General features: G+C 67.1%; 12 protein-coding genes and 1 pseudogene. 3 read left to right on the top strand and 10 right to left on the bottom strand.

Going from position 1 to position 14276, the window contains the following annotated elements:
* The first annotated feature begins 278 nt into the window (after positions 1-278).
* Both secA and ACIBH2_RS17855 read left to right on the top strand, forming a co-directional pair.
* Positions 279-3113 carry a preprotein translocase subunit SecA gene (secA, locus tag ACIBH2_RS17850; protein ID WP_397118666.1) on the top strand — a complete coding sequence of 945 codons (2835 nt, stop codon included), beginning with the start codon at positions 279-281 and terminating at the stop codon, positions 3111-3113.
* A gap of 204 nt (positions 3114-3317) precedes the next feature.
* Positions 3318-4754 (top strand): hypothetical protein, encoded by a 1437-nt coding sequence (locus ACIBH2_RS17855; protein ID WP_397118668.1) that lies wholly within the window; start codon positions 3318-3320, stop codon positions 4752-4754.
* Here ACIBH2_RS17855 and ACIBH2_RS17860 read toward each other — a convergent pair.
* The 7 genes and pseudogenes from ACIBH2_RS17860 to ACIBH2_RS17890 form a co-directional block, all read right to left on the bottom strand.
* Positions 4724-5053, bottom strand: coding sequence for a YbaB/EbfC family nucleoid-associated protein (locus ACIBH2_RS17860; RefSeq protein ID WP_397118670.1), 330 nt, complete (start codon positions 5051-5053; stop codon positions 4724-4726). The two genes, ACIBH2_RS17855 and ACIBH2_RS17860, sit on opposite strands and share 31 nt — an antisense overlap.
* Positions 5050-5331, bottom strand: a complete 282-nt coding sequence (locus ACIBH2_RS17865) for a hypothetical protein (RefSeq protein WP_397121015.1) — start codon at positions 5329-5331, stop codon at positions 5050-5052. Before ACIBH2_RS17865 ends, ACIBH2_RS17860 begins: the two co-directional genes overlap by 4 nt.
* Positions 5332-5561: 230 nt before the next feature.
* A pseudogene (locus tag ACIBH2_RS17870) lies at positions 5562-5846 on the bottom strand (alpha/beta hydrolase); the annotation flags it as partial.
* The gene (locus ACIBH2_RS17875; protein ID WP_397118672.1) at positions 5773-6396 is read right to left on the bottom strand and encodes a hypothetical protein; all 624 of its coding nucleotides are present in this window, start codon (positions 6394-6396) and stop codon (positions 5773-5775) included. The gene ACIBH2_RS17875 and the pseudogene ACIBH2_RS17870, both read right to left, overlap by 74 nt.
* Positions 6397-6548: 152 nt before the next feature.
* The gene (rsgA, locus tag ACIBH2_RS17880; protein WP_397120834.1) at positions 6549-7556 is read right to left on the bottom strand and encodes a ribosome small subunit-dependent GTPase A; all 1008 of its coding nucleotides are present in this window, start codon (positions 7554-7556) and stop codon (positions 6549-6551) included.
* Positions 7553-8836: a 3-phosphoshikimate 1-carboxyvinyltransferase gene (gene aroA / locus ACIBH2_RS17885; protein ID WP_397118674.1), complete on the bottom strand. Its 1284-nt coding sequence runs from the start codon at positions 8834-8836 to the stop codon at positions 7553-7555. The genes rsgA and aroA overlap by 4 nt, the downstream gene beginning before the upstream one ends.
* 153 nt (positions 8837-8989) lie before the next feature.
* Complete coding sequence (locus tag ACIBH2_RS17890; RefSeq protein WP_397118676.1) at positions 8990-10498, bottom strand: aldehyde dehydrogenase family protein; 1509 nt, start codon at positions 10496-10498, stop codon at positions 8990-8992.
* 148 nt (positions 10499-10646) lie between these two features.
* Here ACIBH2_RS17890 and ACIBH2_RS17895 point away from each other — a divergent pair, with 148 nt between their 5' ends.
* Complete coding sequence (locus ACIBH2_RS17895; RefSeq protein WP_397118678.1) at positions 10647-11411, top strand: SOS response-associated peptidase; 765 nt, start codon at positions 10647-10649, stop codon at positions 11409-11411.
* A gap of 88 nt (positions 11412-11499) precedes the next feature.
* On the opposite strand, the gene ACIBH2_RS17900 is transcribed toward ACIBH2_RS17895, so the two are convergent.
* The 3 genes from ACIBH2_RS17900 to ACIBH2_RS17910 all read right to left on the bottom strand — a co-directional run bounded on the left by ACIBH2_RS17900 (position 11500) and on the right by ACIBH2_RS17910 (position 14212).
* On the bottom strand, positions 11500-11811 hold the full coding sequence (locus ACIBH2_RS17900; protein WP_397118680.1) for a hypothetical protein: 312 nt from the start codon (positions 11809-11811) through the stop codon (positions 11500-11502).
* 152 nt (positions 11812-11963) lie between these two features.
* Positions 11964-13661, bottom strand: a complete 1698-nt coding sequence (locus ACIBH2_RS17905; protein WP_397118682.1) for an MDR family MFS transporter — start codon at positions 13659-13661, stop codon at positions 11964-11966.
* On the bottom strand, positions 13658-14212 hold the full coding sequence (locus tag ACIBH2_RS17910; protein ID WP_397118684.1) for a MarR family winged helix-turn-helix transcriptional regulator: 555 nt from the start codon (positions 14210-14212) through the stop codon (positions 13658-13660). Before ACIBH2_RS17910 ends, ACIBH2_RS17905 begins: the two co-directional genes overlap by 4 nt.
* Between the last annotated feature and the right edge of the window lie 64 nt (positions 14213-14276).

A 14276-nucleotide genomic window follows, 5' to 3' on the forward strand; every position in this document is an offset into this window, starting at 1 on the left:
TGAGCGCAAGCCACCGCGCGACGAACGCCCCTTATGCTACGCCACACGCCTCGAAACAGGTTCTGCGGCAAAGTGATTCGCTGGATGGTAGCTGCATGTTCAGGCCGCTTCCCGGGCTACCGGTCGGCATCGCGCACCGGCCCGGCCGATCGCCGCCTCCCGCACTTCAGCGCATAAAGTCGAGGCGGCATTACCATGGCATTGGCTGCGCACCCGCGCGCCCGAAACCCTCCGGGGTAATTAGACCGACACCACCGACCAGAGGACTGACTGAACCCGTGCCTGCGCTGACACTTTCGAGGTTGCTACGGATTGGTGAGGGTCGCACGGTCAAGCGGCTGTCGCATCTGGCGGACGAGGTCATCGCCCTCGAGGAAGAGTTCGAGGCCCTGAGCGACGCCGAGCTGCGCGCCAAGACCGACGAGTTCAAACAGCGCTACGCCGACGGTGAATCGGTCGACGAACTGCTGCTCGAGGCCTTCGCGACCGCGCGGGAAGCGTCGTGGCGCGTGCTCAACCAGAAGCACTACAAGGTGCAGATCATGGGTGGCGCGGCCCTGCACATCGGCAATGTCTCCGAGATGAAGACCGGTGAGGGCAAGACCCTCACCTGTGTGCTGCCCGCCTACCTCAACGCCCTCTCCGGCGACGGCGTGCACGTGGTCACCGTCAACGACTACCTCGCCAAGCGCGACGCCGAGTGGATGGGTCGCGTGCACCGCTTCCTCGGCCTCGAGGTCGGCGTGATCCTGTCGGGTATGACGCCGCCGGAGCGGCGCGAGGCCTATGCCGCGGATATCACCTACGGCACCAACAACGAGTTCGGCTTCGACTACCTGCGCGACAATATGACGCACTCGCTCGACGACCTCGTGCAGCGCGGCCACAATTTCGCCATTGTCGACGAGGTCGACTCCATCCTCATCGACGAGGCGCGCACCCCGCTCATCATCTCGGGTCCGGCCGACGCCTCGTCCAAGTGGTACGCCGAATTCGCGCGCATCGCGCCGCTGCTGAAGGTGAACACCCACTACGAGGTCGACATCAAGAAGCGCACCATCGGCGTGCACGAGGCGGGCGTCGAATTCGTCGAGGACCAGCTCGGCATCGACAACCTCTACGAGGCGGCCAATTCGCCGCTGGTCAGCTACCTGAACAATGCCATCAAGGCCAAGGAGCTGTACCAGAAGGACAAGGACTACATCGTCCGCAATGGCGAAGTGATCATCGTCGACGAATTCACCGGCCGCATTCTCACCGGCCGCCGCTACAACGAGGGCATGCACCAGGCCATCGAGGCCAAAGAGGGTGTGGAGATCCAGCCGGAGAACCAGACGCTGGCCACCATCACGCTGCAGAACTACTTCCGCCTCTACGACAAGCTCTCCGGTATGACCGGTACCGCCGAGACCGAGGCGGCCGAGCTGCACCAGACCTACGGCCTGGGCGTGGTGCCGATCCCCACCAACAAGCCGATGATCCGCCAGGATCAGCCCGACCTCATCTACAAGACCGAGGAGGCGAAGTACTCGGCCGTGGCCGACGACATCGCCGAGAAGAACGAGAAGGGCCAGCCGGTGCTGGTCGGCACCACCTCGGTCGAGCGGTCGGAGTACCTGTCGAAGCTGCTCACCAAGCGCGGTATCGCGCACAACGTGTTGAACGCCAAGTTCCACGAGCAGGAAGCCCAGATCATCGCCGAGGCCGGACGGCCGGGCGCGGTCACCGTCGCCACCAATATGGCCGGTCGCGGTACCGATATCGTGCTGGGCGGCAACCCGGACATCATCGCCGACATCCTGCTGCGCCGTCAGGGCCTGGACCCGGTCGAGACGCCGGAGGAGTACGAGGCCGCCTGGCACGGCACGCTCGAGCGGGTCAAGCAGCAGACCGAGGAAGACGCCGAAGCGGTGCGCGAGGCGGGCGGTCTGTACGTGCTCGGCACCGAGCGGCACGAGTCGCGGCGCATCGACAACCAGCTGCGCGGTCGCTCCGGCCGTCAGGGCGATCCGGGTGAATCTCGGTTCTACCTGTCGCTGGGTGACGAGCTGATGCGGCGCTTCAACGGCGCGGCGCTGGAATCGATCATGACGCGGCTGAACCTGCCCGACGATGTGCCGATCGAGGCCAAGATGGTCTCGCGCGCCATCAAGTCCGCGCAGACCCAGGTCGAGCAGCAGAACTTCGAGATCCGCAAGAACGTCCTCAAATACGACGAGGTCATGAACCAGCAGCGCACGGTGATCTACGCCGAGCGCGCCCGCATCCTCGCCGGTGAGGATATGGAGGGCCAGGTTCAGGAGATGATCACCGACGTGATCACCGCCTACGTGAACGCGGCCACCGCCGAGGGCTACGTCGAGGACTGGGATCTGGACAAGCTCTGGACGGCGCTGAAGTCGTTGTACCCCATCGGTATCGACTACAAGGACCTGACCGGCGAGAACGAGCACGGCGAGGTCGGCGACCTGCCGCGCGAGGAGCTGCTCGAAGCGCTGCTCGAGGACGCGCACGCCGCCTACGAGAACCGCGAGGCCGAGATCGACGGGCTGGCGGGCGCGGGCAGTATGCGCAATCTGGAACGCCAGGTGCTGCTGTCGGTGCTGGACCGCAAGTGGCGTGAGCACCTCTACGAGATGGACTACCTCAAGGAGGGCATCGGCCTGCGCGCCATGGCCCAGCGCGATCCGCTGGTCGAGTACCAGCGCGAGGGCTTCGACATGTTCGCCGCCATGCTCGAGGGCCTGAAGGAGGAGTCGGTCACCTTCCTGTTCAACCTCCAGGTCGAGGTGCAGCAGCCGCAGCCCGCCGGGGTCAATGTCGCCAAGGGCCTGCAGTCGCCGGTCGGCAACCGTCCGCTGCCCACCGACGAGGTCGCGCCCGCGCCCAATGGGGCTCCGGCGGCCTTGCGCGCCAAGGGCATCGAGGATTCCAATGCCGCGCGCGCGATGAGCTACTCGGGTCCGGACGAGGGCGGCCGCGCGGCCGTGCACAGCGACGCCGAGGAGTACGGGGTCACCGAGACCACCACCGGCACCCGCCGGGAGCGTCGCGAGGCGGCCCGCACGCAGGGCAAGCACGACAAAGCGCCGAAGTCCAAGCGCCGTCGCTGATTTCGCGTAACCGACACGGCACCGGGGTGAATTCGCCCGGGTGCCGTGTCTTTTTGTGCCAGTGTCGCTTTCGGGACGTACCGCGGGATGACTGCTCCCGGTACGGCAGGGTGAGGCGCGAAGGGATAGTGGTCCCCGAAAATGATTGGTGGCTTCGGGCCTTTCGGCTCCGGGGAGAGGGGATCGGCCGTGAGACGTGCGGCGATGGTGGTAGTGGTCGCGGCGGTGTCGGCGGTGCTGTGGCATTTCGGCAGCGGGTTGCATCCGATACACGGTCTGGCGCTGCTCGCGCCGTTGCCGGTATTGCTGCTGGCCCCAAGGGTTTCCGTTCTGCTCACGTTGGTGACCGGGATGTTGTCCTGGCTGGGTGGGCAGGCGCAGATGTGGCGGTACTTCACTGGCACGCTCGAACAGCCCGTGGCGTTCACGGCCGGGTTGCTGGTCGGCTCCGCGGTGGCCTTCGGTCTGCTGATCCTGCTCTTCCGGGCGCTGATACTGCGACATCGGCCGGGACTGGCCGTGCTCGCCCTGCCCGCGGGCTGGGTCGCGGTGGAGTATCTGGTGTCGCTGGTGGGTGGGACCGGCGCGTGGTGGAGTATCGCCTACACCCAGGCCGAGGTGCTCACCTTCGTGCAGATGGCCTCGGTCACCGGTGTCTGGGGGCTCACCTTCCTGATTCTGTTCGCGCCGTCGGTGGTGGCCGCGCTCGTGTACATCCCCTGGTGGCAACGACTTCGCATCGCCGCGGTCGCTCTGGTGCTGGTGGTCGCCGGGGCGGCGTTCGGCACCTGGCGACTGCGGGATACCGATGAAACCTCCACTGTCCGTGTCGGACTCGTTGCCGTGTCGCAGCCGCCCGATTTCGTGCCCATCGACAGCGCCGAGGGGCAGGACATGCTCACCCGGGCGATCACCGAGATCGAGCGGTTGGCCGACCAAGGCGTCCGTGTCGTCGTGCTGCCCGAAAAAGCCTGGCGCACAACCGAAGCGACGCTGCCGCAGCTCTCCGGCCCGCTCACCGAGGTGGCCGCGCGCCGAGGAATCCATGTCGTCGCGGGCCTCATCCTGGCGCGTCCCGGCGGCACCATCAATGCCGCCATCGACTACCCGTCCGGCGTCACCTACGCCAAGCACTACCTCATCCCCGGGCTGGAGGACGAATTCGTCGAGGGCGCCGACTACACCCTCGTCCCCGGCGAACCCTGGGCCCTCTCAGTGTGTTTCGACCTCGACCGCCCCAACCTCGTCCGCAAGAACCGCGGTCTCGGCGCGACCCTGCTCCTGGTCCCGGCCCTCGACTTCACCGACGATCACTGGCTGCACAGCCGCATGGCGGTGGTGCGCGGCGTCGAATCCGGGATGGGCATAGCACGCGCACCGCAACTGGGCGAACTGGTGGCCAGCGACTCCCGAGGCAACGTAATAGCCTCCGCCAGAACGGATGTCACCACCACGGCGACAGTCGTAGCGGATATGCCCCTGATCTCCGGCCGCACCGTCTATTCCCGACTAGGCGACTGGTTCGCCGGTTTCGCCGCGGGCCTGTTCCTCATAGCCCTGGGCTACTCGTTCACCCGTCGTCCCGCGCCCGCCCCCGAAACCCCACCGGCTCACCGCATCCCCTCCGCCGCGGCCCGATGAAAAAGCGCTGCGGCATAAGGGTTCTCGGTCAACACCCGCCGCAATTCGGTGACCGACCCCCGTGCCTGCTCACACGCCACCCGCTGCGCGTGCACCACCATCCGCCCGATGTCCTGCACCGCCACCCCCTGCAACGTCTCGGCGATGTACAACCCCACCAACACCCCCGTGGCATCCACCTCCGCCCGCACCGCCCCCTGCGCCGCCTCCCCATGCCCCCGAACCCGCGCGACCTCCTCCTCGATCCGCGCGGCTTGCCGCATCAGCTCGGTGAGCGCGGCCTCGGCGTCCGCGCTCACGGGTGCTTGATTTCGGTCGGCTGAACCGGAAGGTCGCCGCCTCGATTCGTATCGGGGAAGCATGGCGAAGCGGCGGTGATACTCAAACCGTTGGGCTGTAGTTCGGCGTCGCGCACCACGAAGGTGTATCCGTCCGTCGTAGCGAATCCGGCGAGAGTGTCGGTGCCGTTCGAGTCGGGTCGCCAACCGAGATCCGTCCAGGCCTGACGGATGACGTCGAAGTACTGCCGTGCGGTACCCGGCGCGATGCCGATGGCACTCCGTTGCTGTAGTCCCAATACTGGCTGTGCGCGTCCGTGTGGTAGCCGAGCAGCGGCGTCGAACTGCCCGCGTCCGAGCTGAAGACGTGGGCCCCGAAATCGGCTTCGGCCGGATCCTCGCCGAAGGGACCGCCACTGAGACCCAAGGCCTCACCGAAGAGAATGTCGTCTCGGTGAGCCGCCAAGGGAACCGGGTCGTTCTCCGCTTTGGTCGCGAAAACCCGCTCCGCCACTTGGTCTTGCGGGACCCCGGTCAGATGCAACTCCGACACATGGTCGACGGTCGCACCCGGGCTCGCGACCAGCGCGATCGCGTCGGCATCCAGAACGCGACCGTGCGCGGCCGCGTTTCCGACGACCGTGGTGCCGTAACTGTGGCCGACGTGATTGGTTAACTCTAGGGTGGGTGGGGCGGCGTCGCCTCGGCGACTACCGCCCGCGCCCGTGAACTGCGAAAACTCAGTTGCTGACGGCCCCGAACGACGGGACCGAGATGGTGCCCAGCTGGTATTGGTAGCCGTCGGGATGCGCATCGCTCACCGGAACCGACCAGCGATGCCACAGGCTGCCGTAGACGGCCGCGACGATCAGGCCGGGGCCGGTGTCGAGAACGCCGGTGCGAATGGTGGTGTCGACCGGAATGTCCTGGTGCTCGGAGAGGATATTCGTGCCGCTGCGCCCATTGGAGATGTTGAACCACACCACTTCCAGCTTGGCCCCGGCCTGATTCGGTGAGATGGTGCCGGGTCCACCGAAGAATCCGAAGCGAAAACCATCCAGCCCCAGCGCGATTCCCGACCCGTAGACCCCGGGTCCCGTGCCGCGTCCGATATCGGATTGCGCGGGAATCTGGAACGGTTGCGCGGGCAGGGCCACCTCATCGGCCCGCTGCCCCGAGGCGATCAATCGCCCCACGGCCTGTTCGGCGGCCGGATTGCCCGCCGCGGCGGTACGCAAGCCCGCGACGGCCGCGTCCCAATCGAGGCTGGTCTCCGCCGAGGCGGGTGTGCTCGCGAATCCGGCGAGGGCGGCCACCGTGGCGAGCGCGACGGCGAAACGACGAGTGAAGCGGGTTCTACGCATAATCGGATCTCCTCGGATTGTGCTGTACCGCAGAGTTATCGGGTCAGCTTCTGCCTACCCGGTAACAGGCATACAAACACTCCGGTCGGTCTCGACATCCACGACGCGCCGCACCGAACCGCTCATCCCGACATACCGGGCGAGGGTTCGGCTCAGCCGGTGGATTGGCCGCGGAACCAGGGATCGTTGGTGTTCAGCGCGTTGAGGAGCAGGCGAATGGCCGCGACCCGACGTTCCTTGCCGGGCAGGTGGTCCAGGGCGCACTCCGGATCGGCGGGCGGGCCGAGATGGGTGCAGCCGCGCGGACAGTCCTCGATGGCCTCGGAGAGATCGGAGAAGGCCTTGATGACATCGTCGGGCGTGATGTGGGCCAGGCCGAAGGAGCGCACGCCGGGGGTGTCGATCACCCAGCCGCCGTCGGGCAGCGGCAGCGCCACCGACTGGGTGGAGGTGTGACGGCCCTTGCCCACCCCGGAGACCTCGCCGACGGCGCGATCGGCATCGGGCACAAGGCGATTCACCAGGGTGGACTTGCCGACGCCGGAGTGGCCGATGAAGGCGGTCAGCTTCTCGGTGAGAATATCCACCACCGGCTCGATGGGATCCTCGATCCCGCCGTAGACGATGGTGAGATCCAAATCCTCGAAGGCCTCCGCGAATTCGGATTCGGCCGCGAGATCGTGTTTGGTGAGGCACAGAATCGGTTGCAGCCCACCGACATACGCCGCGACCATGGCGCGCTCCACGAAACCGGTACGCGGCGGCGGATCCGCGAGGGCCACCACGATGAACAGCTGTTCGGCATTGGCGACCACGATGCGCTCGAAGGGATCGGTGTCATCGGCGGTGCGGCGCAACACCGTCGAGCGATCCGCGACGCGCACGATGCGCGCCAGAGTGTCGGCCTTGCCGGAGAGATCGCCGACCACATCCACCTGATCGCCCACCACGATCGGGGTGCGGCCCAGCTCCCGCGCGCGCATGGCCACCAGCGGCCGGTCCGGATCGCTGTCGAGCACACAGCCCCAGCGGCCGCGGTCGACCGAGATCACCATGGCCTGTTCGGCATCCAGGTGCTGGGGCCGGGTCTTGGTGCGGGGACGGGTTCCTTTGCCCGGGCGGACCCGGACATCGGTTTCGTCGTACTCGCGCCGCCTCAGTGTCCCGCCCCCGACTCGGAAAGCATGCCCTCCCACAGCTTCACGAAATTCGGCAGGGTCTTGGCGGTGGTGCCGATGTCCTCGATCTCGATACCGGGCACGGCGAGGCCGAGAATCGCTCCGGCCGTGGCCATTCGGTGGTCGGCGTAGGAGTGCCAGGTGCCGCCCGACAGCGGGGTCGGATCGATGATCAAACCGTCCTCGGTCTCGGTGACCTTGCCGCCCAAACGGTTGATCTCGGTGGAAAGCGCTGCGAGACGGTCGGTTTCGTGGCCGCGCAGATGGGCTATACCGCGCAGCCGCGACGGCGAATCGGCCAGTGCGGCCAGCGCCGCCACGGTCGGCGTCAGCTCACCCACATCGTGCAGGTCGATATCGATGCCCGCCAACCGTTCCGGGCCGCGCACGGTCAGCACGCTGTCGTAGAAGGTGGCCTCCGCGCCCATGCGCACCAGGATCTCGCGAATCACGTCACCCGGCTGGGTGGTGTAGCGCGGCCAGTGCGGAATGCTCACCGCGCCGCCGGTCACGGCCGCCGCCGCCAGGAACGGCGTGGCATTGGACAGATCGGGTTCGATCTCCCAGTCCACCGCGCGAATCGGTCCCGGCGACACCGTCCACACCTGCGGTTTGCGCGGATCCTCCGGGGCCTCCACCCGCACATCGGCCTGGCGCAGCATCTGCACCGTCATCTCGATATGCGGCATGGACGGCAGCGGCGCGCCCTGATGGTGCACCGTCACCCCCTGCTCGAACCGCGCCGCCGAGAGCAGCAGCCCGGAGACGAACTGCGAGGAGCCCGAGGCGTCGATGGTCACCGGCCCGCCGCGCAGCGTCCCGGTGCCGTGCACCACGAAAGGCAGTGCGTCACCGTCGATATCGACGCCCAGCGAGCGCAGCGCGTCCAGAATCGTGCTGAGCGGCCGGATGCGCGCCTGCTCGTCCCCGTCGAAGGCCACATCGCCGCGCGCCAGCGCCGCCACCGGCGGCAGGAACCGCATGACCGTCCCGGCCAGGCCACAGTCCACGGTGGCCGAACTCAGCTGGGCGGCGGGCGTCACGGTCACCGTGTCGCCATCTCCCTCGATGCCGACGCCCAGGGCCCGCAGCGCGTTGATCATGAGATCGGTATCGCGGCTGCGCAACGCCCCGGTGAGCGTGGAGGGCTGGTCCGCGAGCGCGGCCAGAATCAATGCTCGATTGGTGATGGATTTGGATCCGGGCAGGGTCACGGTCGCGTGTACGGGGGCATCGACATGGGGCGCGGGCCAAAAAGTCACCCCCTCATCTTCGCTTATCACCCTCTCCTCGTGTTCGGCGCACGGCAAACGACCGCCGACCGTTATGCGCGCGGGCCGGTGATCGGGAGCCTGAGGGACGAGAAATGCCGGTCCCCAGCGGGGGACCGGCATCGCGTCGCGAGTGGATCGCGCTTACTTGTTGCGCCCGTGCAGCAGCGGTACGACCTTGCGCAGCAGCTTCATGGTGCTCTCGGTACGGCTGTAGGACAGCAGCGCCATACCGGGAATCGTGAAGCGCTGCACCGCGATCGAGTGCGGCTGGGTGAACTCCAGCATGCCCGGCGCACCGTGGATGCGGCCGATACCGGAATCGCGGGTGCCGCCGAAGGGCAGCGCCGCGATGGCGGCGAAGCCGAGCACCGAGTTCACCGAGGTGCAGCCCACCGCCAGGCGGCGCGCGATCTCGAGGCCGTGCTTCTTCGAGTACACCGCCGAGCCGAGCCCGTACTTGTTGTTGTTCGCCAGCCGCACGGCCTCGTCGATGCCATCGACGGTGCGGATGGTGACGGTCGGTCCGAAGGTCTCCTCGGCCACCGCGTCGGAGGATTCGTCCACATCCACCAGGATCACCGGTTCGATGTAGTTGTCCTTGATCGATTCCGGCCCGCCGAGCACGGCCTTGCCGCCGTTCTTCAGCGCATCCTCGATGTGGCGGCGCACGATGTCGACCTGTCCGGGCATGGTCATCGGCCCGTAGTTGGCCTTCTCGCCCGAGCCCGGCTTGATATCGGTGAGAATGCGCTTCACCTCGGCGATGAGCTCGGTCGCCACCGACTTGTCCACGTACACCCGCTCGACACCGGCGCAGGTCTGGCCGCTGTTGCCGGTCGCGCCCCAGGCGATGGCGTCGGCGGCGGCCTTGATGTCGGCGTCGGCGGCCACGATGACGGCATCCTTGCCGCCACACTCCAGCAGTACCGGGGTGAGGGTCTCGGCGGCCGCGGCCATGATCTTCTTACCGGTCGCGGTGGACCCGGTGAACGCGATCTTGTCCACCCCCGAGCGCACCAGCGCCGCGCCGGTGGCCCCGTAGCCGTTGATGGTGGTGAACACGCCGTCGGGCAGTTCCGGGTTCGCCTCGCGGAAGGCGGCGGCGAAGAAATTGCCGATACCGGTGGAGAATTCGCTGGGCTTGAACACCACGGCGTTTCCGGCTGCCAGCGCGTAGGCGATGGACCCGTTCGGGGTGTAGATCGGGTAGTTCCACGGACCGATGACGCCGACCACGCCCATGGGCCGCTGCTCGAGGTACGCCGCGAAGTTCGCCATGAGCGCACCGGGGGAGACCTTCTTGGGCTTGAGCACCTTCTCGGCGTTCTTGGCCGCCCAGGCGATGTGCTCGAGGGCGAGCATGAGCTCGAGGAACGCGTCGTCGCGCGGCTTGCCGTTCTCCGCGTGGATCAGATCGCAGAGGGCCTCGGACTTCTCGACCAGCTTGCTGTTCCAGCGCAGCAGATGCTTCTTGCGCTCGGCGTAGGAGAGCGCGCCCCAGGTGGCGCTGGCGGTGCGGGCCTTGGCGACGGCCGCGCGGACGGCTTCCTCATCGTCGATCCGGTAGGTGGCGAGTGTGTCGCCGGTGGCCGGGTTGACGGAAATCAGCGTGTCGTCCCGCTTGTCGAGCGCGGTATCGGTGGCAGACATGATGTGCGGCGATCCCTTGGGTGAGAGTGTGATGGGGCAAACGTCTCATACGAGACAAGTGAAGTCAATTGCCATCAGATGGATAGCTCACCATTTTCACACTCCGCGAAACCGGATTCTGTCGGACCGCGGTGGCAGCATGGTGTTCATGTGCGGCAGGTATGCGACCACGACGAATCCGGCGACGCTGGCCGCCGAGCTCGACGCCATCGACGAAACCGATGATTCCGGCACGCCGAATTACAACGTGGCCCCCACGAATCAGGTGCTCACGGTGGTCGAGCGGCACGACCGCGACCATCCGGAGGATCCGGCCCAGCTTCGTATTCGCAAAATGCGCTGGGGCCTGATTCCGCCGTGGACCAAGGCCGCCGAGCCCGGCGTCCCGGCGAAGGGCAAGCCGCTGTTCAATGCCCGCGCCGACAAGGCCGCCACCACGGCCTCCTTCCGCGACGCGGTGAAGAAGCGCCGCTGCCTGGTGCCCATGGACGGCTGGTACGAGTGGGTGACCGAGCCGGGTCCGGACGGCAAGGCCGTGAAGCTGCCGTTCTACATGTCGCGCGGCGACGGTGAGCGGCTGTACATGGCGGGCCTGTGGTCGGTCTGGCGCGATCGCGACCAGGGCGACCAGGCGCAACCGCTGCTGTCGTGCACCATCCTCACCACCGATGCCGTCGGCGACCTCACCAAGGTGCACGACCGCATGCCGCTGCCCATGCCGCGCGAGCACTGGGACGCTTGGCTCGACCCGGACCATCCGGCACCCGCCGAACTCCTGGAAAACCCCAGCGAGAGCTATATTTCCGAGATCATCGCCCGCCCGGTGCCACCGCTGGTGAACAGCGTCAAGAACAACGGGCCGGAGCTGTTGGCCGAGGTGAAGGACAAGGGCGAACAGATCAGCCTGCTGTGAGCCTCGGGTGCGTCAGCATCTTCGCGCGCGGACAACCGTGCCCGCCGCAGTGAGCGGCGGGCACGAATACTCGGGATAGAGGCCGGGATCAGACGCTGCACTTGACCGACGGCAGGGCGAACGAGATCCCGCACTTGGTCACTCCGGCAATGGTGTCGATGACCTTGGTCGCCAGTCCGCCGCCGATGCCCTCGGCCTTCTCGGCGTTCTTGTCCTTCTTCGGTTCACCGGAGGGCCCCGGATCGGTGCCCATCGGATAGTTGGGATTGGCCGGGGCCGTCAGGACCAGGCCGGGCGCGGCGGTCGCGGTGGCGGCGGTGAACGCACCGGACCCCAGCGCGAGGACGGCCGCACCGGCGACGGTGACGACAAGGGCGCGAACACGCTGACGGGGGAACATTCCGCATCACATCCTCGGGTCGTACGACTGTGTCTGTGCACTGCGTGTGTCCGTGAACTGCGCGTTTCCAGTAACGCACACATCCGGCGCGAACCCGTTGATTCGCGCCGGACGCGTCGCATTACTCCGATATAACCGATTCGCTGATCGGCTCAGCTCAGCGAATCGGCGGCGGCCTCGACCTCCGCCTCCTTGCGCTGCGCCTCGTTGCGCGCCTGGATGCCGCCCGCCAATCGCAGCGGCACCTCCTTCCAGAACGCCACCAGCACCAGCGCCAGCGCCGCGATCCCGGAGGCCGCCAGGAACACCGTGTCCATGGCGTCGGCGAATCCGGCCTTGAACGGCTGCGCCAGCGTCGGGTCCAGCTGCTGAATGATCGAACTGTCCTTCATGACCTCGCTCGCGGCCGAATGATCCTGTCGCACCAGGCCGTTGGCGAGCGCGGCATCCGCCGGATTGTCGCTGCGGACGCCCTGCGCCACCGCGGCCTGGAACTCCGGCCGGGTCGCCGCCGCGTGCAGCTCGTCGGAGATGTTCGGGGTGAGCAGCGAGAACAGGATGGACAGGAACACCGCCACGCCCAGCGTGCCGCCGATCTGGCGGAAGAACGTCGCCGAGGCCGTGGACACGCCCATGTCCTTGGGCGGCAAGGCATTCTGCAGAGCGAGGGTCAGCGGCTGCATGAGATTGCCCAGTCCGAGCCCGACGATGAGCATGAACGCCATCACCACCCACAGCTGCGTGGTCGCCGAGACGTAGTGCAGCAGGAACAGGCCCAGGGTCACCAGCACCGCGCCGATGCGAGGGAACCACCGGTAGCTGCCGGTGCGGGAGATGAGCTGACCGGAGATGATCGAGGCCGTCATCATGCCCGCCACCAGGGGCAGCATCTGCATACCCGCCAAGGTCGGGCTGGAGCCCTGCACCACCTGCAGGTACTGCGGCAGCAGCGTGATGCCGCCGAACATGGCCATGCCGACCACGAACGAAATGCCCACGCCCACCGCGAAAGTCGAGTTCTTGAACATACGCAGCGGAATCAGCGCGGCATCGCCCTGCCGGGCCTCCACCGCGAGGAAACCCAGTACGCCCAGCACGCCGATGACGTAGCAGGCGATGGAACCGCCACTGCCCCAACCCCATTCGCGGCCCTGCTCGGCCACCACCAGCAGCGGCACGATACCCACCGCCAGCATGAGCACGCCGAACCAGTCCACGGGCACCTTGGATTTGTCCACCTTCGGCAGCCGCAGCACCCGCGAGACGACCACCAGCGCGACCAGGCCGATGGGCACGTTCACCAGGAACACCCAGCGCCAGCCGGTGATGCCGAGAATCTCGCTCTGCCCGGAGATGACACCGCCGAGCACCGGCCCGACCACACTCGAGGTGCCGAAGACGGCCAGGAAGTAGCCCTGGTACTTGGCCCGCTCCCGGGGCCCGACGATATCGCCGAGGATGGTCAGCGCCAGCGACATCAGACCGCCCGCGCCCAGGCCCTGGAAGGCCCGGAACGCCGCGAGCTGGTACATCGACTGCGCGATCGTGCACAGCAGCGAGCCGATGACGAACAGGCTGATGGCCGCGAGGTAGAAGGGCTTGCGCCCGTACATGTCCGAGAGCTTGCCGTACAGCGGCGTGGCCAGCGTGGCGGTGATCAGGTAGGCGGTGGTGACCCATGCTTGCAGCGAATATCCCTGCAGGTCATCGGCGATGGTGCGAATGGAGGTCGAGACGATGGTCTGGTCCAGCGCGCCCAGGAGCATGCCGAGCATGAGTCCGCTGAGGATGGTGAGGATCTGTTTGTGCGTGAATCCCGCGGCGTTCGGGGATTCGGTCGGGGCTGTCACGAATGTCTCTCCGCGGGTTCGGAATTCGCGTCGTCGGAATTCGGGAAGATGGTGGCCAACAGCGCGCTGCGGGTGTGCTCGTAGTCGTCGACGAAGCGGCGCAGCAGCGCGGCGAAGATCTCGCGTTCGCCGGGCTGCCAGTCGGCCATGACCTGGCGCAGCGAGGCATTGCGGCGGCGGCGGATCTCGTCGGCGACCGCGCGTCCGGCCTCGGTGACGGCGATGACGCTGACTCGCCCGTCGGTCGGATCGGCCCGGCGTTGCACGAGTCCGCGTTTCACCAGTGTGGCGACCTGGCGGCTGATGGTCGAGGCATCGGAGTACAGCGCCTCGGCCAGTGCGCCCGAGCGCATCGGCCCGTGGCAGATGAGCTGGAAGAGGATCGCGAACGACGCGGGCTCGACCTCGCCATTGCTGAGGGCGTGGATATGCGCGGTGGTGCGGTCGCGCAGGCGTCCGAGGCGCGTGAGCTGCTGGGCGACGCCGTCGATGAGGGCGTCCGGAGCGTCGGCGGACGAGATCTCGGCGGCGGTGGGGCGAGCGGTGGTCACGGCGGCGGCACACCTCCTTGCTTGTACTGAACAACTATTTGTAACAGACAACTAGTTGTGCGAG

This window comes from Nocardia sp. NPDC050406 (assembly GCF_044459025.1).
Classification (GTDB): domain Bacteria; phylum Actinomycetota; class Actinomycetes; order Mycobacteriales; family Mycobacteriaceae; genus Nocardia.